At 64.9% G+C, this 23251-nt stretch carries 8 protein-coding genes and 1 tRNA gene; 1 reads left to right on the forward strand and 8 read right to left on the reverse strand.

The genetic code is table 11. The annotated features are described in order from the left end of the window. Positions 1-31 precede the first annotated feature (31 nt). Positions 32-106 (forward strand) — tRNA-Glu (locus tag K5Q19_RS11830). A gap of 73 nt (positions 107-179) precedes the next feature. On the opposite strand, the gene K5Q19_RS11835 is transcribed toward K5Q19_RS11830, so the two are convergent. The 8 genes from K5Q19_RS11835 to K5Q19_RS11870 all read right to left on the reverse strand — a co-directional run bounded on the left by K5Q19_RS11835 (position 180) and on the right by K5Q19_RS11870 (position 22742). Then, positions 180-13466 (reverse strand): filamentous haemagglutinin family protein, encoded by a 13287-nt coding sequence (locus tag K5Q19_RS11835; RefSeq protein ID WP_292945272.1) that lies wholly within the window; start codon positions 13464-13466, stop codon positions 180-182. Between the two features lie 2 nt (positions 13467-13468). Continuing rightward, a complete protein-coding gene (locus K5Q19_RS11840; RefSeq protein ID WP_292945275.1) occupies positions 13469-13933 on the reverse strand; it encodes a hypothetical protein in 465 nt (154 codons plus the stop codon). Further along, on the reverse strand, positions 13933-15801 hold the full coding sequence (locus tag K5Q19_RS11845; RefSeq protein ID WP_292945278.1) for a putative porin: 1869 nt from the start codon (positions 15799-15801) through the stop codon (positions 13933-13935). The genes K5Q19_RS11840 and K5Q19_RS11845 overlap by 1 nt, the downstream gene beginning before the upstream one ends. Positions 15802-15833: 32 nt before the next feature. Next, positions 15834-16529, reverse strand: coding sequence for a TonB C-terminal domain-containing protein (locus K5Q19_RS11850; RefSeq protein ID WP_292945281.1), 696 nt, complete (start codon positions 16527-16529; stop codon positions 15834-15836). A 31-nt stretch (positions 16530-16560) separates the two neighbouring features. Continuing rightward, positions 16561-16968: a biopolymer transporter ExbD gene (locus K5Q19_RS11855; protein WP_054120827.1), complete on the reverse strand. Its 408-nt coding sequence runs from the start codon at positions 16966-16968 to the stop codon at positions 16561-16563. Between the two features lie 12 nt (positions 16969-16980). Further along, complete coding sequence (locus K5Q19_RS11860; RefSeq protein WP_292945285.1) at positions 16981-18765, reverse strand: DUF2341 domain-containing protein; 1785 nt, start codon at positions 18763-18765, stop codon at positions 16981-16983. A 15-nt stretch (positions 18766-18780) separates the two neighbouring features. After that, positions 18781-20496, reverse strand: a complete 1716-nt coding sequence (locus K5Q19_RS11865; RefSeq protein ID WP_292945288.1) for a ShlB/FhaC/HecB family hemolysin secretion/activation protein — start codon at positions 20494-20496, stop codon at positions 18781-18783. 176 nt (positions 20497-20672) lie between these two features. Beyond that, positions 20673-22742 (reverse strand): substrate-binding domain-containing protein, encoded by a 2070-nt coding sequence (locus tag K5Q19_RS11870; protein WP_292945291.1) that lies wholly within the window; start codon positions 22740-22742, stop codon positions 20673-20675. Positions 22743-23251: the final 509 nt, after the last annotated feature.

Consider the following 23251-nt stretch of genomic DNA (forward strand, 5'->3'; position numbering starts at 1 on the left):
GGGGCGAAACCGCCGACCCGGCCCTTGGCAAGGCCCCTTCGTCTAGCGGTCAGGACGCGGCCCTCTCACGGCTGAAACACGGGTTCGATTCCCGTAGGGGTCACCAGCCGGCGCAGGCTCAGGTCTGCGCGCATGGCGCAGACCCTTCTCTCCCCATCCCTGGCAACTCCATCAGCAGCTTATGGCTTGCACTGCGGGTCCGTCGATCCCGGCTCGCAGGACGCGGCATTGCCGGCAAATCCGATCACATCGACCGAGATGATCGAACGCCGATTCGAAGTATCGTTGCTGCCGCTCGAGCTGCTGCTTTGCGATGTCACTGCCGAAGCGGCGGAAGCGGGAACCACGGCCGCGGGCGTCGCCGCAAGGCTGGGGACACCCGAGATCGAGCCGCCAGCGCTGAAGCCTTCGGAGTTCGCGACTCGCGCTGCCGCCACAAGCACGTTTCCGGTGGCGCGCACGCCTGCATCGCCAGCGTCCACCTCGCCCACCGGCGCAAGCAGGATGATCGACGAGGCCGGATCGGTCGGGCGGCGCTGGAAGGCACCGATGCCCGCCCCGGACACGCTTCCCGCGCTATCGACCTGGCTGAAGCCGTCGAGATTGAAACGCACGGTCACCGGCGGGAAGTTCGAAGCGCTGCGCGGCCCCTGCCCGGCGTTGAGGTCCCCGTTCGAGGACCACATCGTGATGTCGCCGCCGGCCTGCGTGAACACGCGGCTCTGATTGACGAGGAAGTTGCCGTCGGTGAACGAGCTGATCGCACCGCCGTTCAGGGTCAGCACACCTTCGAACCCGATCGGGATCGAACTGATCCGGTTCGCGTTCTGGTTGTTCAGCTGCCCATAGGCGAGGCTCGAGGCCGGATCGACGCCGAAGCGCGTGACGCGCTGGGCAGCCTGTTCCGATGTTCGCACGACCGAGCCGGCGATGAAGTTGCCGCCCGGCCCGATGATCGCCAGATCGCCGCCATTCAGGGTCTGCAAGGTGGCGAGGCGCAAGTCCGCGTTGCCGGTTGCCTTGACGTCCGCCTTCTGGGGCTGGCCGTCCACGAGGTTGCGCGTCGGGATGCCCTGCGGCGTGTCGGCCGTGATCGTGGACGGATCCGTGGTGTAGACGGCAAGGTTGTCGGTATAGCCCTTGCTGACCGGGAACAGCGTCTGGATCGCACGGTAGCCGCGATAGTACTGCAGATAGGAAGGACCATCCGGCAGCGCCGGCTGCTGCAGTTCGTTGAACAGCACCTCCGAGCGGAGGAACTGGTTCTGCAGCAAGGGATCGAGCTTCGCGAAAGTGCTGTAGAGCTTCTCGGCCTGCGGATAGGCGGCATTGGCCAGCGCCGCCCTGCCCGCTTCGGTATCGGGGAAGTCTGCCGACCCGAAGATCGCGGCAAATCCGGCGGGATCGTTGGTCCTGAGCCACTGCGCGAGGATCGGCGCGTAGATCGGCTTCGACCGGTCCGGGCGGCGGATGCCGAGGCTGTCGGCGTTCTGCACGAACAGCGCCTTGTCGAGATCGGCGGCATTGGCCGGATTGAGATAGGTCTCGCGCATCGCCGCGTAGTCGATGCCTCCGGCCACGCCGAACAGCACCGCCAGATTGGCACCGCCATCGCTGAGCCAGGGATTGAAGAAATTGCCGACGGTCTGGATGCCGCCCGCGTAGCTCACATTGTTGACGACCGCCGAATTGATGAACGGACCGATGTCGCGCCCGGCCTGGATCACCAGATTGCCGGCACCGCCGAGCACGAAACTGTTGCCCACGATATAGGGCAGGTTGTCGATGGTCGAGGTGGCGGTGGTCGAGGTGATATCGCGCCCGGCGCTGATCAGCGTGGTATCCTGCGCATTGGCATTCTGGCCGGTGAAGATCAGATTGGTAATGTCGCGCCCGGCGGTGATCTGCGCCGCCTTGGGCAGGTTGATCAGCGACTGGCTTATGTCTCTGCCCGCGAAGATCCTGACCGGGTCGGTATCCCCGGCATGGGTCAGGTTCTCGTTGTGATAGAGCCGCAGCAGATATTCGCTGGTGGTTTGCTGGATGCCGGGGATCCCGAAACCGAGCCCGACAGGCGCGGACACGATACCACCGCCGGTGGCGTTGATCGAATTCAGGCTGATCCTCGCCGCAGAGAACGCGCCCGCCAGAAGCGAAGGGTCGCTATCGCTCATTGCGATCACGAGCGAGGAAAGGTCGCCCGCGCTGAACAGCTGCAGGTTCCCGGTTTTGGAGGGATAAAGCAGCAAGGGTATGCTGGGCGCCACCAGCGTGTCGGTCAGCGCTCCGAGCGTGAGCGAGGGCGGCAGCACCGCTCCGGCAAAAATGCCGGCCCCGCCTTCACCGACCTGGAACGGAACCGTTTGGTCAAAGCGGTTGTTGACGTAGCGCAGCGAGCCGGTTGCAATCCCGCTGAACGAGGCGGAGGGCGCAAAGAAGCCAGCCTCGTTGTAGCGATCCAGGGCTTCGCCGCTGCGCGAGGCCCCCAATGCGGAGACGCCTGCGATGGCAATCGAGCCTTGCGCCGACAGCGCCACATTAGCGCCGGCCAGCCTCACGCGCAGATATTGCGTGGTCTCGCCGGTCGACGATCGGGGCTCGCGGCCGAAGCCGACCACGCTGCCGGTCACGTTGATCCGGCCCTGACCCGCCGCAATATCGATCTGACCGCCGCCGATGTTGCCGCCGATCGTCGCGTTAAGGTCGCCCTGACCGAGCGTCAGAAGGACATCGCCGATCCCGCCGGTGGTCGTGGTGGTCGTTACCGCCGCATCAAGCGCGACCGTGAGGTCGTTCACCGATCCGCCCGTGACGAGGTTCACATCGCCGCCCGCCAGCGCACCGATGCCGCTGGTGAAGTATTTGGGCGCAATGGCGATTTCGGTATCCTGGCCGACCACACCCGGCCGCCAGCGCTGTGCGGCATCGCCGATCGCGGTCTTGCTGAAGCTGGTGACGATATTGCCCGGTGCCGTGGCGCCCGAGCCCAGGAATTGCTCCGACCATTCGTCGCGTCGGCCCAGCACCGAGCCGCCGGCAAACACCGAGAGCGAACCGCCCCCTTCAGCCAGTACCGCCGCCTGATCATCAAGGCCCTTTGGCGAAGGCTGGAAGGTCACATCCTGCTTCGGCATCCCGATATAGATGCTGTCCGGGGTGATCGAGGCGATTGTCCCGGTATCGACCATCCTTGCCGAGACAGCCGTGGAGGCAACCCGCACGCCGGCCGTGTAGATGGCCGTACCACCAACCTGCGAGCCCGCGCTGGACGAGACCGTCCTGCCGTTCTCGTTGCGATAGGTTGCGGTCTCGCCATTGCGCAGGTCGATGTTGCCGGAAGCCGCGACCGCGATGGCACCATCGCCGGTGCGAACGACCGAGCGGGCAAAGGCTGCCCGATCGCCGAAATTGATCGGCCTCGGCGCGGTCGGCCGGCCAACCGGATAACCGATCGCCGTGCCGCTCCGCTGCTTGGCAAGAAAGTCGGGCGTGATCGACTCCATGAACGCCAGCATGTCGCCGAGCGGCGCGGCGACGCCGGTGACGAGGCCGCGCGCATTGGTCTGGAACCTGACCCGGCCCGGCTGGAAGAACGCCTGCGATGCGACGCGGAAGTCCTCTGCCTGGCCAACTTCCAGCGTGCCCCAGGTGATCGAAGCGTAGGAATCCTCGTCAAGCGCGTTGACGTTGGAGCGGTCGTCGCTCGTCCGCAGAAGATCCGCGAACGAGAAGGCGGGCAGCGCCGCACTGCTGACCCCGGCAACTGCCAGCTTGAGGTCGATCGAATCGCCGAGGAAAGCAAACCCCTGCGCCGCGGTCAGCAGGTAGCCGGTTTCGCCCTCGACAGTCAGGTTTCTGACATTTGCGCGATCGACCTGCAGCGGATTTACCGAGGGGGCCGCCCCGGCAACCAGCCGCAGGTCGCTGGAACGAATGACGCTGCCATCGGCCAAGCGGGGGAAGAGCTGCGCAAAGCCCAGCGTATCGCCGCTGAAGTCACCGGTCAGGGGATCGGTGTTGTTGCCCAGCGCGATCGCCGAGTTCGCGTCCGGATTGTACGGTGCCAGAACATTGGCCGCGCCGACCTGGTTGCCGGTCAGGAAGCGCGAGATGTTGATCGTCAGCGTGTTCGCCGCGCTCGCCGTCACCGTACCGGCGTCGACCGCCGAATAAGACGTCACTTCGCGGCAGTCGAACGCGGTGCCGCAACTGGTAAGCAAGCCGAGATTGAACGTGCGGTCGCCGCCGCCAAGCTGATAGCTGACATAATTGGTATCGGACTTGTCGGCGAAGTTGAAGAAGCCGTCGCTGATCGAGCGAGTGATGGTGAGATTGCCCGCGGCATTGAAGTTGACCACGGCAGCCTCGCCGCTGGCCTTGCCGCCCACTCGGTAGAGGAACGAAACGTAATCGGACAGAATGCGGCTTTCCGACCCCGGCTTCAGGGCAAAGTAGGGCTGCGCATCGGTCACGCGCCGCCCCAGTTCGGGCAGATCGACAATCAGCCCTGCCGCGCGGGCGCCGGCTTCATCCAGCGTTCCAGCCGCAAGGTTCCACGCCGTCAGCGTGTAGATCGAACGGCTCGAGACCAGATCGACACCCGGGCGCAGCCGCATCCCGCCCAGATTGCTGCCATCGGCGGCGCGGACGGAGAAGTTCTGGATGAAGTAGGGAAGCGACTGGACGCCGGTCAGGTCGTCGACAAACGTGTCGCTGAAGATGTTGAACCCGGTCGGCGTGAAATCGAGGAACTGGAAGACGCCGTTGTTCGATGGCGTGATACCGTCATAGAAGCCCGCCAGCTCATCAAGGTCATAGCGGCGGTAGGCCTCGATCTGCTGCGCGCCGGCGCCGATCACGGTTCCCTTGAGCCGCACGTCGATCTCGTCCATGCCGCTGCCGATGATCGGCGCGCGCAGGGAGAGCGTGCCGCCCTTGTCGGCAGCCACGAACTGGAAGACGTCCTTGTTGACCAGCGTCAGCGGGTCCTTGACGGTCGTCCTGATCAACCGGTTGGCGGTCGTGTTCGCAGCGAGCGCGGCCTGGGTGCGGCGCGCGCCGAGATCGATCGTGGCGCCGGCATCGATGGAGATGGCGCCGCCGGTGTTGCCGATGCCGATGCGCACATCGCCGGCGCTGGCCTGACGCAGATCGGTATCGGCATACCCGCTGGTGTGGGTGTCGATCAGCGAACCGGCCTGCAGTGTGACCCCGTCCCTGCCCCACAGCGAAACGTCGCCGCCGCTGATCCGCGCCGCCGCAAGCTGGCCTGGCGTGAGCCCTGCGACCGAAACACCCGAGGTGTCGATCTTGCCGCCGATGATGATCGAGCCGCCATCGGCTGTCAGGCTGGCACTGGCCGCCCTGATGGTGCGGCCGCTGCTCAGCACAAGATTGCCCGCGCCCGAACGGATCGAGATATCGCCCTGGAACTTCAGGGCATTGCCGCTGGCGAACCCGTCGAGATCGAACGCCGAGGTCCCCGAATCGAAGGCAAGCGATGCGGTCCGCACGCCCGTGACTTGCGGGTTCAGCGCGGCGTTGAACGCGATTGCCCCGCGCCCCGCGAGAAGATTGAGCCGCCCGGCATTGCCGATCCCGTTGTCCACCGAAAGCGTGCTCGTCGATGGCAGCACGATATCGCCGTTAAGCGAAACGAGATTGATGGTGCCAGCCCCGGCGGAGATCGTCGTCGTGCTTTGCGCATCGCCGAAGCTGCGCGAGAAGCCCGGCGTCGCCAGCGAGGCAGCGCCGGCCAAAGTGACCGTTCCGGCCGACTGGATATCGAGCACGCCGGCTGTTGCAGTGAGCGCGGTTCCATCGATGGTGATCGCGGCGACCGGTGCCGCCGCCGAACCGAAGCTGATCCGCGCACCCGGCGCCCGCAGCCCGGTGGGCGTGCTGCTCGCCGTGCCTGCGGCCGTCACATTCACCGCCCCCGTGGTCGCGAACCGGTAATCGGGCGTGACCGGGATGGTATAGTTGCCCCTGGGCGTGATCTGGTCGCTGGCTGCCCCGGTGATGCTGGCAAGATCGACCACCGCCGCGCGGTCGATCAGGAACGGCGTGTTGAGCTTCAGCGCCGCGCCATTGGCGCGAAGCGTGCCATTGCCGGTGATGTAGGTGCCCTTGGTCGCCGCGAGATTGATACTGCCGTCGAAGCTGAAGGTGTTGAACGTGCCCGATCCCAGCGTCAGCGTCGCCGCGTTGAGATTGAACACATTTCCTGTCGTCCCGCAGGCCAGAACGCCAGTCAGCGTGCATCCGGTGCCCGCAGCCTGACGGCTGTTCGAAATCCGCGTGTCGCCAGCGTTGATCGTCAGCGTATCGGTTCCCGCTGTCCGCCCCGAGAGCGCAATCCCGGACGCATCGATCGTCAGCCCCTTGAAGGTATGGACCGTATTGGCATCGAAGAAGATCGCCCCGGCAGAGCTCAGGATCAATTCCGAAGCATTCGCCAGCTGGCTTTCAAGCGATGCGCTGATCGTTCCGGTGGCGCCGAACGCGATGTTGGAGGCACTGATCCCGATCAACGGCGCCGACAGCTGCGCACCATCATCGATCGAGAACCGGAAGTTTGTATCCAGCAGCAAGCTGTTCCCGGTCAGCGCGGCCTTGCCCACATTCAGCTGGGAACTGCGTCCGGCATTGCTCGCAGCAAACGAACCCAGCCGGGAAACAGTGCGCTGAACTCCGCTGGACAGGCGCAGCACCGAGCCGATGCCGGTCTGGTCAAACGGATCGCTTGGCAAGGCGGCGGAGTTCGACGGGATCAGGTAGCTGCCTGCACGGTCGTCCGCGAGAGTTCCACTCGCCGTGAGCGAGGCACCATCGACGATGTTGATGGCCGAACCCGCGCCCGCCACCGCGAGGATGAGCTCCGGCACCGTGATGTCGGCTGCGGATGTCACGACAATGCGACTGGCCGTGATCCCCAGCCTGGTCGTGCCATCGGTGTTCTCGATCCGCTCGCCGCCGATCATGAGGCTATTGGCGTTCAGATTGGCAATCGTGGCGTTGGACAGGAACAGCCTGCCCGGCTGTTCGGTGGCCGAAATGCCGACGACGATCGAACTGCCGAGGATATCGACCGCGGAACCCCGGCCCCCTGCGGCCGGGGCCATGTCGAATGCACCGGCCACATTCAGCGCCCTGAGCGGATCAAGCACCACGCGCGCCGCATCGAGCGGCAGGCGGGGAACAATCTTGCCGCTGCTGACAGCGGCGGCTCTGATGGTGGTGGTACCGCCCGTGGTCCGGATCGATGAATACCGGAGGAAGCTCGCCTGCGATTGCACCGTGAACGAGCGCCGCAGCGAGGATGACAGCTCCGTCCCGGCGGTCGAATAGACCCCGCCGAGCACGATGCTGCCATCAAGCAGGGTTTGCGCGCTGCCGCTGGCCGGAGCGACCGCGCCGACATTCTCGACGATCCGGTATGCCCCCGGCAGCAGCGCATAGTGCGCGGGCATCAGCACATACTGGCCTGCCGCTACGCCGCCGCCGCCATCCAGCGTCACCGCAAGCCCGGCGCTCGTACCATAAAGCTCGCTCGGGCTGCCGATGCCATAATCCGCCGAATAGACCGGATCGTGCAGCGCGATCTTCGCCGCAACCTCGCTCGGAACCAGCGCATAGACCTGGCGCCGGTCGGCATACTGGTAGCCTTGCCCGGTCAAGGGGTCGAAATCGTTGCTGCTGAAGACGTCGGTATTGAACCGGCTCAGCACATCGCGCGAACCGCCCGTGCCCGACACGAATTCATATGCAAAGACATCGCCGCCGCCGCTGCCCAGGACTTTCGCGCCTTCGGCAAAATCGATCTCTTCGCCGCTGACCCGCAGATTGCCGCTCGGCAATTGCGTCAGCGGTGCTGCCGAACCGGGCGTGAAGAAATACTGCGAAAGGTCGGTCGTGGTTCCGTAGGGAATGTTAAGGCCAGCGCCCGAGACCTGCGTCACGCTGCCGGCGCCAAACTTGATCGTCCCGACCGGATTTTCGGACGTGCCGAAGGCGATCCGGCCAAGCGGAGCGGCCAGATAGCCGTTCTGGACGATGTTCTTCGCATTGATCTGCAGGAAAGAACCGGCCGACAAGGGTGCGCGGGTATCGATATGGCTGCCGAGGAACGTGATCGTTGCGTTGCCAAGCGCAGAGATCTGGAACGGCAAGGGTGCCCGCGCGTCGCTCGCACTCGCGGCGATCTCGAGATTGCGCTGCAGGTTGCCGGTGCCGGTCGTCGCGTAGACCCGCGCCGCGTCGAACGTCAGGTTGCCGGCGGCGGTCAGGCTTCCGTTCAGTACGGGGGCCGAGGTCAGGTCCGTCCGGTCGTCCACCCCGATAAGCCGCACATCGGCACGGCTGAACAGATTGGTCTTGCCGATCGAGCTGTCGAACAGGGTGGTTCCGAAGAAGTCCATCCCCAGCGCTCCGGCCGAGAAGGTGACAGACGCATCCCCCGTCGCAGCCGCGGAATTGCGCACCGCACCGGAACGGCTGGCAAAGGCGATGTAGGGCGCCTCGATCGTCGCGTTCGTGCCTTGCGTCGCCGAGATCGTGACGGAGGCATTCGGACCGATCGGCGTCCCGTCGAGCGACGTGGGCGAACGGACAAGCAGGCCCTTGTCCAGCTTGAGGTTGAACACTCCGTCCAGCGTCAAGCCGCCATAGGCGATCAGGCTGTCAAACCCGGCCTTCGTGATGCCGTCCGCAAAGGCCACATTGTCTGCGCCCAGGCCATTGTCCACCGCTTGCAGCGTGGGCAGCAGCCACTCAAGTGTACCGCCTGTTGCCTTTGCCGCCCCACCGTTTGCCTTGATGGTTGCGCCGGACAGCGTGCCCCCTGACCGCAGCGCAACGGTTCCCGCATCGCTCCACTGCAGGCTTGGCGCGTAGACACCGTCCTGCACCGGAATATCGAACGTGGCGCTTGCCCCGCTGATGTCGATCAGCGAACCAGGCATTGCCACAAACCGTCGCCCGGCCGTCAGTGCCAGCAGCGGAGGCGGCGTCGGCGAGTTGCTCGACGGATCGGGATACGTGACGAACCCGTAGGAGGGATTGGGAAACAGCGCCTGGGTCACATCGCTCTGCGGACGGAACGCGGCAGCGGAGGTGATGCTGCCCCCGCCGATCATCCGTCCGAAGCTATAGCGCGTTCCATCGGCGCGCAGCGGAGCCGCCGGATTGAACAGCGCGGTGCCGGCCAGATTGGTCGTGCTGCCTTGCGCCAGCACGATGCCGTCATTGGCCCCTACCCGGCCCAGGAAATAGAAGAACCGTTCGCTCCCCGGCACGGTGAACAACTGGTTGTTGGTCTTGACCGAGCCATCGGCATTGGTGAACCCGCCGGTGTTGAGCCCGTTCTCGGCATAGCGGCCCAGAGCATCCTGCGCCCCGAACACGACCGCGAAATCGCGTGCATCGCCCGTAATGTCGAACAGCCCCGTGCCGTTCAGATCGAGGGCAAGCGGCAGGGTCGCGATCTGCTGGATCCTGCCGCCCGGCAGATCGATCACGCCTGCATTGTAGAGCTTTGGCGCCACGATCGACGCTTCCGGAGCGCCGATGATCCGGCCGCCCGCTTCGACATCAAGCTCGGCCAGGCCGCGCAGCACGAGGCTGGCCGGCTTGCGATACCACAGATCGCTGGCCACCTGCGGTGTCAGCACGGTGCCGATATCGCCGCCGCTGGCAAGGCCGAGCAAGCGCGACTGCGTTGCTGCATCGAGGATATCGGGCAGGGTGACTTGCGTCAGATCGAGCGTCTGGCCGGCGCCGATCGTGAAGCGCGTTGTCTCGAAGAAACTGGAAAGCCGGGCGCTGCCATTGTCGAACAGATCGCGCACGGTGCGCGCGCGGTAGCTGGTCATGTCCAGCGTGCCAAAGCCGGTCCGCTGCAGGAAATCGAGCGGCACGATGGTGGCATTGCTCTCGCCCGCAGCGGGGTCCGCCCCGGCAAAGGCGATATTGGGCGAAACCAGCTTGAAGGTGCCGCCACCGGAGAAGCCGAAGCCCCGGATGTTCTCGGCCGCAAAGCTTACTTCGGCCTTCTGGCTTGTCGGGACGAGCGAGGGAACCACCCCGATCTGGGTCGACAGCCCCGGCGTCGGCGTAAACGCGACGGTCTGGCCGCGCACTTGCGTACCGATGAAATCGGCATTGTTCTGCACGGCCGCAACCGTGGCATAAGTCGTCTCGTTGATGAGGCTGACATTGCCGCCGCGTGCGGTAAGATCGATCGCGCGCGCGCTCGACACGAACGCACCGGCGGAAACATCGAGCAGAGCATCCGGTCTGATCCGGATGCTGCCGCTCAGATCGCCCGCGACGGACGCGGTGAAGATATCACCGTCCAGCGGCACGAACACCCGGGGCGCGACCGTCAGACTGATCGACCCGCCGTTGATCCAGCCCGCACCTTGCGGGTTGGCGGCCCCCCGGTAATCGTTCACCCACTTGCCCGCGACCGAGAGCGTCCCGTTCACTGTCACATCGAAGCGGCCAACGGGCAGGGTATCGCCGCTCGCATAGCTGAGTGCGATGTCGTCATCGTCGCGGAACGGGTTGCCGATGGTCGTGAGCCCGGGCGCAATAAGGTCGCTGAGCTGGTAGGTCCTCGCCGCGATCGTCCCGCCCGCAATGCGGACGCTGCCGCCAAACCGGATCGCCCGGCCTGCATCGACTTCGAGCACGCCCCCATCGGCCAGCGTGAGCGCCGAATTGCCCGTCAGCGTCAATGCCGAGCTGTCTGTCAGCAATTGATCCGAGACCGACGCAAAGGTCACCGCGCCGCTGGTCTGCAGCATGAGCCCCGAAAGACCTGCCTGCGAGAGCATCCGGTCATCAAGCAGCAGTTCCGCCTGGTTCGCAGGCCCCGTCTTGGTGCCGCGATAGACCACGATATCCTGGCCGAAGCCGGTCCCGGACGAGCCGCTGAACGAGCCGATCCGCAGCAGCCCGCCCGAGGGCAGCTGGTTCTTGGAATACTGGAGCTTGCGCGGATCGCCGCTGATCGAGGACCTGGCCGTCGGTTCGCTGGCTTCCGCCAACTGGCGGGCTCCGGCAAAGGCATCGCCATGCACCGTGCCTTCGAAGGAGATCAGGCTTCCGCCGATCTGCAAGGCGCCGGCATCGCGCCCTTCGTCGTAGGCGTCTTCGAAGCGCTGCGCCTGCAAGGCGCCGGTCCTGAAGGTCTCCGAGATACCCAGCCGGGTCTGGCTTGCGGTGAAGCCGTCGACGAAATCAACAAACACATCGTTGGGATCGGCCTGATCGATGCTGACGACCCGGCCATCGTTGGTGAGCAGCTGGGTGGTCTGCACATACCCGGCAGAATAGGTGGTCCAGCCACCCGAAACATCGAACAGCGCGCCCTTGGCGATCTTCACCTTCGCCAAGGCGTCGATCTGTGCGGCGGTCAGGTTGGTTGCCGTGATGGCCGTGCCGACATCTATGCTGATGCTGCCGCCCTTGGTCATCAGTTCGGCCGCCGTCACCGGAATCTGGCTGACCGCACTGCCCGCTTCAAGCAGCGGCGAGCCGATCCAGGCCACCCCGTCCGATCGCACCCCGGACGCGCGGGCATCGACGTAAAGCGTCGCACCGTTCAGCGTGAAGCCACCGTCGGTCCGCACGGCGCGATAGGTCGGCGTGTCGCGCAATTCGTTCTGTTTGGCCGGGCTGATCTTTACGGTGTTGTCCGAAACCTTGCGCGCCACGCCCTTCATGCCGCTGACGTCGATGATCGCGCCATCGGCGATCGTCACCGATCCGGCGATACCGGGATTGGGCTGAAACACACCTGTCGAAAGATCATGCCCGATCACGACTTTAGCGTTCGGGGCGAGAACGAAAGCGTTCTGCTGCATCTCGAACAGCGTCGGAAGCAGTGCGGTATCGCCGCTGCCGTCTGCACTGAGATAGGAATTGATCGTGTTGCCGATGACGATCTGCGAACTCTTGAACGCCGGCGGGCTGTTTGGGCTGCCCTGCGGAATGGTTTCGCCATTGTCGTCCGGCAGGATCGAGATGCCGCTGGCCTTGGCCGGATCGACATTGCCTGCCAGGGTGACGGAACCGCCCGTCAGCGCGATCTTGCCGTTGCGCGAAACGCTGGTCGTGGCGCTGAGCAAGCCATCGTTGGTGACCTGGCCATAGATCGATGTGCCCATCGAGATATAGCCCCGGCGGGACACGATCAGGCCGGAGTTGACCACCACGCCCTGGTCCGGCGTCGGCGCCTGCGGCTGCAGCGGCACGTTGGGAATCTGGCTCGAAAGGATCAGGCCGCGCACGTTCTCGTCGGCGCTGCCGCTGGCACCGGTGGATGTGGTCGCACCGATGAAGCGCCCGCCCTGCAGGCTTACCTGGCCTTCGCTGGCCGTCAGCGTCCCGGCATTGTGCACGGTCGGACCGGCCAGAATGATGTAGCCGCCGCTGTCGGAAGTGATCGATGCGCCCTGATGGACCAGCACGTCCCCTTCAAGGCCGCCCGCCACGGGCAGCGGCTGGTTGACGTCGTACTGGGAACCGCCGGGCAGCAGCGCGGACAGCAGCTGGCTCTTGATGCCGGGCGCGCCCTGCACCAGCAAGCCGTTCTGCAGATAGGCGGTGATCCGGTCCTTGACCGTGGTCGGATTGAAGAACGATGTCGCGCCGACGGTCGTGACCGACGAGGCAAAGTTGCCAAGCTCAAGGCTGCTCGCCACCAGCGAATGCAGGTTGATCTGCGCGGTCGGACCAAACAGCACGCCGGCGCGATTGAGCACGAGCACGGTGCCGTCGGCCTTGATCGCACCCAGGATCGTGCTCGGCGCGACCGGATTGGCCACCCGGTTGACGACAGTCCAGCTCTTCTGGGCGACACCGCCCTGCTTCTGATTGAACACCAGTTCGGTGTTCGCCCCGACATCGAAGTTCTGCCACGTGAGCAGCGCGCGCTGCTGTGTCTGGTCGATGCGGACGGTGAGCTTGCCGTTGCTTCCCGAGCTCTGGACCGGCGCATGGGCACCTTCCCAGGTATTGTTGCCGGTCGGATCGTTCGCGGCGGCAACCGAAAGGGGCGCGCTGTTGCCCTTAACGGTGGCGGCATCGACCCCGGCCGCAACATAGATCGTCGCATTGCGGATCGCCTGGATCGGGTTGAGCCCGGTATCGGCGATGCCGTCGGCAGGCTTTGCCTTGATCGCGGCCAGCGCGGCAGACTTCGCGGACGTGACGTAAGTGGCCAGCGCCTGCGCGCGCGATTGCAGGCGGACCTGCCGCGCCAGCGCATCCTGCATGGTCTGCGAGCGCTGGGGGCCGCCCTGCCCGGCCGGCACCGAGACCGGCGGAACCACTGTCCCCGCCGCCGCGCGCATCGCGGCCAGCTGCGCCTGTGCCGGGCTTACGGAAAGCCCGAGCATGATCGCCGCGAGACTGGTCCCGCCAAGCAGCTTCTGCGCACCTGATCGCCGCAACGCCATGATCAGTCAGCCTTTTCCGGTTCGCCAGTAATCGCGGTGCCACCTGGCAAGGTGCGCAGCGGAACATCGACCTTGTTATCGTAGACAGCGTCGGACAGCGCCTGCAGTTCGAACTCGAACTTGCGCCGACCGAGCTGGAACGGATCGCGGCGATGGAGCTGGCCGTAGCGGCGGGCATAGGCATCGATGAGCTGCCGCGTGATCGAGACAAGCCGGCCGTTGCGCAGGCGGGCCTGCTCGAGCGCGCCGCTCCGGCTCTTGGCCTCCGCCAGTTCGCGCTGCAACGTGGCGATCACCTGCTGCGAGGCCAGCAGCCGCTGCTGCAGCGCATCGACGTCGGCCGCGGAGGGCGCCGCCGGCCCGGATGGCGCCGCTTGCGCCGGGGCTGGCGGCGGCGGGACGACCGGCTGCGCCACGGCCACCGGAGCGGCCAACACTACCGCGAACAGGACAGGCAGGGCGCGCATCAGAATTCCACGTTCAGATCGAGTTGCAGGACGTCGATGGCCAGGGGTTCACCACTGATCTCGTTGGCGCTCAGCCAGCGCCCGCCGAAGGTGACATTCTTGTAGAGGCCCACCGTGGCGCCGATGACGTAGCCCTTGGTGTTGGTCCCGCCGAGCCGCCAGTAGTCGTTGGTGAAGGCATCGAGGACGGCATCGGTTTCAAGATAGCGATAGCCGACATAGGCCCGCCACTGGCCAGGGCGATTGGGATGCGCCCAGCCGGCGCCGATCTGCAGATCGAAACCCTGGTTCCCGCCGACATAGGGCGTGCGATTGGCCGCGACCGGATCGCAGATATTGCCGTTGCCGCCCGAACCACCATTGTTGACGGGTTGTCCGGCGAGCCCGTACCGGCAGGCATTGTTGCGATCGAAGCCGAGGTTGCGCAGGTATTCGCCGCTGAACGTGATGTCGGTGTTCTCGCCCATCGGCACTTTGACCGAAAGCATGGCATCAAGGATGCGGTAGGGCTGGACCAGACCGAGCAGCTGCGGCTGCGGCTGCACCGCAGTTGCCGGCAACGTGGGATCGAACACGATGCGCCGGATGAAGGAGAGCGTATTGCCCTTCTGCACGAAAGTCGCCGCCGTGCCATCGGTCGAGCACTCGGTCACGCCGAGGTAGAGCGCGCAAGGCGCCGAGGGGCGGCCTTGCATGTTAATGTAGTGGTGATAGCCGACCGCCGACCTCACGAAAATGTTTTCGCCAAGGTGGAAGTCGGTCTCGGCCTGAGCGGAGAACAGCCAGCGCTGCGGCACGGTTGACTTGACGTTCGAGGTATTGGGGAAGTTCAGATCGCCGAAATTGAGCGGGAACGCCCCCAGCACGAGCTTGCTGTCAAACATTCCGCCATTTTCGGGCAGACGGAATTCACCAGCAAATCCGTCGAAGGTCAGATCGTTGTCGAACAGCGCTTCAGTCGTCCAGAACGGATTGGCCATCCGTCCCGCGGTGATCGTCGCCCATTCGGTTGGCTTGGCCTCGATGAAGGCCTTGTGGATCATGAAGTTGCGATCGGTGAAGTTGCCCGCCAGATTGACGTTCGAACCGACCGGCGACACGTCGTTGCCGCCACCGAGCATGAACCCGACCTTGACCTTCGAGCCGATCTTGAAATCGACGCCCACGCGCAAGCGGTAGCGCAGCAGGTTGTACTGGTTCTGGCGCGTGTTGAGCAGCGGGATCGGATCGTTGATCAGATCGAGCGGCACCGGCCCTTGATTGCGGTCGCCAGAGACGATCTGCTGGAAATTCGGCACGAAGTCCGAGTTGTCCTTGCTGTAGAAATGCGATTGCGAGCGCAGACGCATGTCGCCGTAGATGTTCAGGTTGTGCACCCACTCGGGCGCAGCCTTGCCCGGCGAAGCCCAGCCCTGTGCGCTGGCCTGTTTCAGCACTTCTTCCCGAAGCTCGTCACGGATCTGATCACGCACCACTTGCGGAATGTACGGCACGCGGATCGTGCCCTGCGGGGGCGGGGGCAGATTGCCGACCGCATATTGCGCCGCCGGGGGTGCCGCGGGGCTTCCGGTTGCGCTCTGGGCGGCTGCCGCCGGCGCCTGTGCGGCCGCAAGCCGCGCCTCGGCCGCCTCGCGTTCCGCCTCGAGGATCAGCTTGTCACCGTTCTCGCGAGTGATCGTGCCCTGCGCGACGAGCAGCCGGACGAGATTGATCATCGCGTTGCTGGATGGCGCAGGCTTTGCCGCCGGCGGAGCGTCAAGAGCCGATCCGGCCTGCTGTTCGGCATACGCCGGCGTTGCCGCCAGCACCGCGCAGATCGACGCTGCGAGCAGCGGCGCCGATGCATAAGAAGACCTCAACCGTCTCATCAAACTTCCCCTGGAATGCGTAGAGGCGCGGCTCATAGCGAACGCCTTCCTCGAACCGTGATCCGCTGCGGAAAACGGACCGCACTGGGCGGCGGATCGAGATTGGAAATGGCAAGCAGGATCGCCTTGAGCGAGGCATCACGGTCTTCGCGTCCGCTCGTCTTGATCACGCTCACCGAAGTCACCCGGCCCGAAGGCGAAATGGTGATCGCAAAATCGGCGCTGAAAACGAGCCGGTTGACCCGGTCGTCGCGCTGAACCTTCTCCTGCAGGACCGCGCTCAGGTAGCGGCGATAGAACACCTCGCTCATGCCGTTGCCGCCGCCCCCGCAATTGGGGCCAACGCAGCCGCCAGAGCCGCCGAGCCCGCCTCCATTGCCCGCTTGCAGGCCGAAGGCGTCGCTGCCGGCCTGCGCCGGACCGTTGATCGAGACGGCCGCCGGGGCCGCCGCGGCCTTGGGCGGCTCGACGTTGGGCACGGGCGCAGCCTTCTCCTGCGGCTCGGGCGGCTTGGGCTGCGGCGGCGGGGGTGGCGGTGGCGGAGGCGGCGGCGGCAGCATCGAGATGACAGCCGGCGGCGGCGCCTCGACCTTCACGCCCTTGGTTGCGGTCAGCGCCTGATAGGCAAACCACAGCAGCGCAAGCACGACCACCGCGCCGACCGCGATCAGCAGTGCGCGACGCGACCCCTGCTCTTCAGGTTCCGGAAGGGATGGTTGTCTGGCCACGGCGCAGTCTGCTCTGGATCCGGTCGGGTGATCAGGCGGCGGTCGGCTTGCCGGTGACCAGGCCGACCTTGTTCAGATCGAGCTGGCGGCACAGGTCGAGCACTTCGGTGATCTTGCCATACTGCGCGGTCTGGTCGCCCTTCAGCACGATCGGCACGTCGGGGTTCGAGGCCTTGGCATTGCGCAGGCGCGTCTCCAGATCGGCCAGCGTGACCGGGAACGCGTCCATGAAGATCTGGCCCTGATTGTTCACCGTTATGGCGATGGTCTTGGGCTGGACAAGGCTCTTGGCCGAGCTGGCCTTGGGAAGATCCACCTTGATGCCCTGCACCGAAGCGGTGGCCATCAGGATGAAGATCACCAGCAGCACATAGGCCAGGTCCAGCATCGGGGTGATATTGATGTCGTCATAGGCCTTGCGGCCGCCACCTACCTGCATCGGACGGTTTCCTTAATTCTGGTCGTTGAAGGCTTGCGCGGCATTGGCCTGAACTTCGGCCATGCGGGTGATCAGCTGTTCGATGAACACGCGCATCTGATCCGCCAGTGCGCTGATGCGCCCGTTCAGATAGTTGTATCCGAACAGCGACGGAATGGCGCAGGCCAGACCCGCAATCGTGGCCAGCAGCGCCGCGGCGATACCCGGCGCGATGGCGTTCACGTTCACGTCGCCGGCCATCGCCACGCCGCCGAACACGGTCATGACGCCGACCACCGTGCCCAGCAGACCGATGAACGGACCGCCCGAAATCGCGATGGTGAGGATCACGACCAGATGATCGAGCTTCTGGTTTTCCTTGACGAACTGCGAGTCCACCGCCGCCCGCATCGAGTTCACTGCCTGGCTCGAGAGCGGCCGGGCACCGGCCGCGACCACGCGCTCATAGAGCTCTTCAAAGCCCACGCCGTAGAGCCGTGCCAGCGGCGAAGCGCGGTTGAGTTGCGCCGCTTCCTCGGGCGATACGCCCTCGGCCTGATCCAGCGGCCGGAAGTCGTCACGCATGGCGTCAAAATAGCGAAGGAAGCGCTTGTTCGCCTTGTCGGCCGCGTTCAGGTAGCGGATCTTCGCGGTCATGAGCGCGATCGCGGCTATCAGCAGCAGCATGCACAGCCCGATGATGACCGTGTCGATCGGCTCGAGTTTGCTGACGATGAACGAAAGGACGCCGCTGCCCGAGCTCTGCTTCTCCGCGGTCTCCGAAACCGACACCAGCTTGCCGCCGGGACCTTCGGCCTGCGCCATCGCGAGGATCATGGCTGCCGGCCGCGCCGACTTCGAAAGCCGCACTTCATCAAGCGCGCCGGTATAGGGCTGGCTGGTCGCGCCACCGATGCTGATCGGACCGTCCAGCGCCGGCATCGCGCCCGCGGCGGTGCCCTGCTCGGTCCCGTTCACGTAAATGAAGAAGGCCTTGCCGTCGGAAACGAACGCGATGTGGCTCCACTCACCCTGCTTCACAGCGGTGTTGCCGGAAACGGAGATGCCGGGACCCGAAGCGTAGGGAACCCCGGCGTTCAGCCCGATCGCCAGCCCGCCGCGCGCAAAGATGGCCTGCTGGCCGCCGAGTTGCTGCGGCTTGATCCATGCGGTGAACGTGAACGGCGCGCCCGCTGTCATCGCCAGCGAACCGCTGCCATCGATCGTCAGCGCGCCCTGCCCCGGAAACTGCGCCGCGCGGCCTACGATCCCGCTTTCGTCCACACCCGGGGGAGCCACCTTGGCCGAATTCGCATTGGCGGTGGAATCGGTGGCCGGCTGGCCCGGTTTTTCGCTGAAATGATAGACGGCGGTGTAATCCGGATCGAACGTGCCGGGCACATCAGCCCCGACCGGTGCCGACTTGTTGCCGAAATAGACCCAGATCTTCTTCTTCTCGCCGCCGGTCAGATTGGGAACCGAAACCCACACCGTGGCGATGCCCGTCGCCGCATCGTACTGCTCGATATGATAGGGCAGCGGGGTCTTGTCGTCGCTGTCGACGAAGCGGATGTCCGCACCGTTGTCCATCGCGTCGGTGAAGGTGAAGTTGCCGCTGTGAAGCCGCACAAGCACCACCGTGCGGCCGATCGCGCCACTGACGTTGACACCGCTTGGCGAGGTATCGACCGTCACGGCCTTGCGATAGCTCCACTCCTTGTTCCACCAGCCGGCGGTCTCACCCTCTGCAGCGGCCGGAGTGGCCAGCCCCAGCGACAGGACGAGCACCAGCAACAGGCGCAGGATCGCTGTTTTCACGGTTGCCTGAAACACTCAGAATTCCCCCTTCACGTCGAAGCTTACGCGGGGCGATCCCCGCTTGGTCGCCGGGCCACCGGTCATCGCGACCGCACCCAGCACCTCACCGGAAATCCGGTCGAATATCCGCACTCTGAGGCCGCCGCCGATGCCGACGAGCGTGAAGCTCGAAGTCTGCTCGGGCAGCGGATTGAGCACGCGCAGGAAAGACGCATCGCCGAACGCGAAGAAGCGCGCCTCGGTCAGCCACTTGCCGAAGCGTCCCGCCAGCGAGGGCGAGCGCAGCTCGAGGCTCGGCCCGATCCCGTTGTCGCCCACGGCTTCGGACGAATAATACCCGCGCACGCTGCGCAGGCCGCCGGCAGAAAACTGCTCGTTGGTGATGAGATGCGAATCCGCCAGCTGCCCGTTCAGCCGGAACGCGGCGACGATATCGTTCTTGAAAGCATAGGACAGATCGACCGCGAGAACGCCGCGCACGAAATTCTCGTTGCTGAACTGCTCCCGGTTGCGAAACGCATCGACCAGCACGCAGGGCCCCGTGAGGCTCGCGCAGACCTTCGGCCTGATGGCGCGGAGGCCGATCGTCGTTCCCAGCGTTACCGCGTAGTTGACCCGCTCGCTGCCACCGGAAATCATGTATTCCAGTTCGATCGGCAGATAGCGGATGGGCGCGGTGCTGGTCTGGACGCCCGCGACCTGGATGTTCTGCTTGAAGTTCTTGTAGTCCAGACCGAAGCTGAACTGCTGCTGGCTACCGGCCGAGGCAAGATGATAGATGGCGCGTGCGCCGATCTGATACCCGTTGCCGAGGACGTTGGTCCCGCCCAGTGCCGCAATGTTGCTGTTGGAGTAGTACCCCGAAATCGCGATGCTCCAGGGCGTCCGCAAGAGCGGAAACGAGTAGGAGCCCGAAAAGACCTCGGTTTCCTGGCGCTTGAGCGGCGAGACGATGTACGTGAAGGACGCCGACTGCCCCGTCTGGAACAGATTGGAGTAATTGACCGTGGCAATGGTGCGCAGCTGCGTCGTGGCAGGGCTGGCATCATTGTTGACATTGACACTGGCGTGTAGCGGCCGCTGGTCATCGACATTGAGATCGACGTCGATCGTGCCGGGAGCCCTGCCCGGTTTGAAGATCGGATTGATCGTGCGATCGGGAAACCGGTTCGCCATGGTCATGTCCGCCTGCAAGGCGGGAATGTTGAGCGGCTTCCCTTCCACCAGCGAGGGCACCTGCCGCCGCGCAACCCACAAGGAGTGATAGCGGCTGTCGGTGACCCGCACCTGCCCGACCGGCACCTCGTTCACCGCAATCCGGATCACGCCTTGCGCGAAGGATTCCCGCTCCTGCACCGGAACTTCGACCACCACCGCGCCATAGCCGCGCGCGGCATAGGCATCCTGCAAGGCCTTGCGCGCCGCTTCGACATCCGCATCGGTGCGATCAGGACCGGAATGGGCATAGACCAGACGCTCGATCTCGCTGGTTGGAAGCGCGGTCACGCCGGTAATGTCATAGGCCTGAATAAAGAACTTCTCTGGCGCGCGCTCCGCTCCGGCAGGGGTCGCGGCAACGGCCGGGGCGGCTTGTTGAGTCGGGGACGATTGCTCGGCCTGAGTCGCTTGAATGGGCTGAGTCGCTTGTTCGGCCCACGCCGCCGAACCGGACAGCAGCAGCCACGTGAACGGCAAGCTCGCACGTAAAACAGGTGCCTTAAGCCCGCCCATCGAAATCTGATTCCCCGCACACCTGTGTAAGCGGTCTGTGACCGGCCAGTGTTTAATCTGTGTGACAGTGTAGTGATGCGCCGACTGGCGAATCTCCGGGCCGGCAATTGGTTAACAAAAAGGGCTCCGGATCGCTCCGGAGCCCTTCTCGTTCAGCTTACGCCGTGATCAGAAGATCAGGCGCCCGTACGACCCGTGCAGGTCGGGTTCGGGGTGGTCGCGATGCGGATGTTCGGACGGGCAGCGCGCCAAACGGTGCCAGCCGGACGCGTCGCGGTCGGAGCCGGAGCACCCGGATCGCCATAGAGGATGGCTGCGGTTGCCGTCTGATAGGCCGGGATGGTCCGGCTCTGGATCCACAGGTTCTGTGCACCAAGAGTGGGCTCGGCAGTCGGGTTCGAAAGGAAGGTGTTGACGATCGCGCGCGTCCAGTTCGCCGGAACAACAGCGATGTTGTTCTGGAAGAGCACGCCCGGGGTGGCGGCAACGACACCGCTCAGCACGGTGTTCGTAGCCGGCTGACCGCTACCCGTCGTCCTGTACTGACCGAGCGTCCAGCCGAGGTAGGACACCATGGCTTCACGGTTCGTGTCATTGTAGCAGGTGTAGAGCATGATCTGGGTCGTACCCGTCATCGGATAGCCGAGGTTCGGCGCAGCCAGCGTCTGGGCGGTGTCCGCATAGAGAACGTCGGCCCAGGCGATCGGGTTCGCACGAGTCGCGGCCACAGCGGTGGTGCCGGTGGTCGGGCGGACGAGACGGGTGTCGTTGGGCGAGTACAGACCCGCGGTATCCGACTGCGGCGGCAGGATGGTGCCGAGCGCCGTCCTGGCGGCCGTGGCCGTCGGGTTGGCATAGAGGGTCGTCGAAACGCCAACCTGCAGCGTGGCAGCCGAAAGACCCGGGAGAGCGTCAACCGAAGGATTGACGAAGTCCGCCGAGATGTAGCCGACCTTGCCGTTGAGCAGGACGCCGTTCAGCGGGTAGTCCGGCGCAAACGTGATCGCCTGGGCAACGCGCGAGCTGCCGTCGGCAAGCAGGAAGTAGCCGCTGCCAACATTGCCGGTGGGCATCGAGGTCGGGCCGGCCGCGCTCGTCGGCGAGGTCGCGGTCCCGATGTTCAGGATCGCGGTGCCATTGAAGTAATCGCCCGAGATCGAGTTGGTGGTGCCGGCAAAGGCGGTGGAGCTGGTGTTGTTGACGCGGTAGCCGGTGTCGGAACGAACACTGCGGAAATCGATACCGGTCGAGACGTTGTAGGGCAGCGATTCGGCAGCCTGGAGGAAGCGGTTTTCACCGGTGAAGGCCGGCACCGCAGCGGCAAGCAGCCTGCCACCGGCCGAACGAAGCTCGGGAATGCCGGGCGCGCTCGTGGGATTGCAGACCGCCGCGAGGTGGCGCGTGAAAATGTCGGTCGTGCCCGAACGGTCGAGACGCCCGACGAGACGGATCGGCGCACCGTCCGTATTCCAGCGGGTCGCAGTATCGTTGACCGGATCGAACAGCGGCGTGCGGAGGTTCAGCGTGGTGAACGCCGGATCGTTCCAGTTCGTCAGCGTGCCGTTGAAGATGCCGCAATAGGCCGCCTTCGAGAGCCTGATCGCCGCCGCCGGCGTGCCACCAGCCGGCGCGATGCCGCGGCCGCGTGCGTTGAACACCATCGGCTGGCCGGCGGCATTGGTGCCGTAGGTCGCGCTGTAGGCGATCGCGACGGGGAGCAGGTAGAGCGGGAACGAGATCGCCGCGCCGCCGTTGGTGGCCGCAGTCGCGTTGTATGAGGTCAGGTCCGACGTCGAGATCCCGGCGTCGGAGAACGCGAACTGGACGCGGTCCCAGGTGCCGAACGGATTGAACACGCCCGCCGTCGCGGTCGCGCCGCCGACGAAATCGTTGCGGAAGTTGCGCCAGATCTGGCGGCCGAAGCCCGAACCGGTCGCGACGTACTTGCCCTGGACGTTGGTCTGAAGCGCATCGGCCGACAGCGCGCAGTTGGTCGGGATCGCGCCGTTGAAAACGCCCTGGGTCAGGGTGGTCAGCGAGGTCGCGCTCGACGAGGTACCGCGCTGGTTGTCGACCGCGCTGAGGCAGTTGAAGCTGCGCGTAACGACGTTCTGGACCGACGAAGCGCCCGCACCGCGCAGCGCGCCGTCCGAAGTCGCAGGGGCGGGCAGCGGAGTCTGCTGCGCGAAGGCTGGCGATGCAACCGAGCCGGCGACAACTGTCGCGGCCAGAAGCAGTGACTTCATGTTAACCATTTGATAATTCCTCCTGAAGGATATCGTAATCAATACCGACGCGGCATCAGAGCGAGTAGGCCGATCCAAAATCAAAGAAATCTGCATTACTGTAAGAGAATTCACCGAATACTTAAACCTCTGCCTGCGAATCGCCAGTGGCTCTCCATGTATTGGTGATAAATTGCCGCCGATCAGAGTTCCGACCAGGCAGAAATTTCTGCAGATTTATAGAAATCGTTCTCAGCGCCCCCATTTCCCAACCCAATCCATGGCTGGCGCATGGGGCATTAGACTCGGCAAATGACAACCACGTGATTCTTTTGTTGCAGTTGCCCGATATCACCCCGGCGCAGGCTTCGACCCGGCGCGCGGCAGGCTCACAGACCTGCTAGTCCTGACGCCGAAACGGTTGGAACCGGGCAGAGACGCGGTGATACTCGCTGAGGGCACTTTGCGCGGCGGAAGTGGCCTGAAGCCTGCCTCCGTGCATGGCGGCATTGCCGCAGCTCCCGTCAAAC

The sequence above is a fragment of the Novosphingobium sp. genome, assembly GCF_019748365.1.
In the GTDB taxonomy this organism is placed as follows: Bacteria; Pseudomonadota; Alphaproteobacteria; order Sphingomonadales; family Sphingomonadaceae; genus Novosphingobium.

Coding starts and splice junctions, on each gene's coding strand:
- K5Q19_RS11870 (WP_292945291.1), bottom strand. CDS start 22,742: ATGAAGTCACTGCTTCTGGCCGCGACAGTTGTCGCCGGCTCGGTTGCA.
- K5Q19_RS11855 (WP_054120827.1), bottom strand. CDS start 16,968: ATGCAGGTAGGTGGCGGCCGCAAGGCCTATGACGACATCAATATCACC.
- K5Q19_RS11840 (WP_292945275.1), bottom strand. CDS start 13,933: ATGCGCGCCCTGCCTGTCCTGTTCGCGGTAGTGTTGGCCGCTCCGGTG.
- K5Q19_RS11865 (WP_292945288.1), bottom strand. CDS start 20,496: ATGGGCGGGCTTAAGGCACCTGTTTTACGTGCGAGCTTGCCGTTCACG.
- K5Q19_RS11845 (WP_292945278.1), bottom strand. CDS start 15,801: ATGAGACGGTTGAGGTCTTCTTATGCATCGGCGCCGCTGCTCGCAGCG.
- K5Q19_RS11835 (WP_292945272.1), bottom strand. CDS start 13,466: ATGGCGTTGCGGCGATCAGGTGCGCAGAAGCTGCTTGGCGGGACCAGT.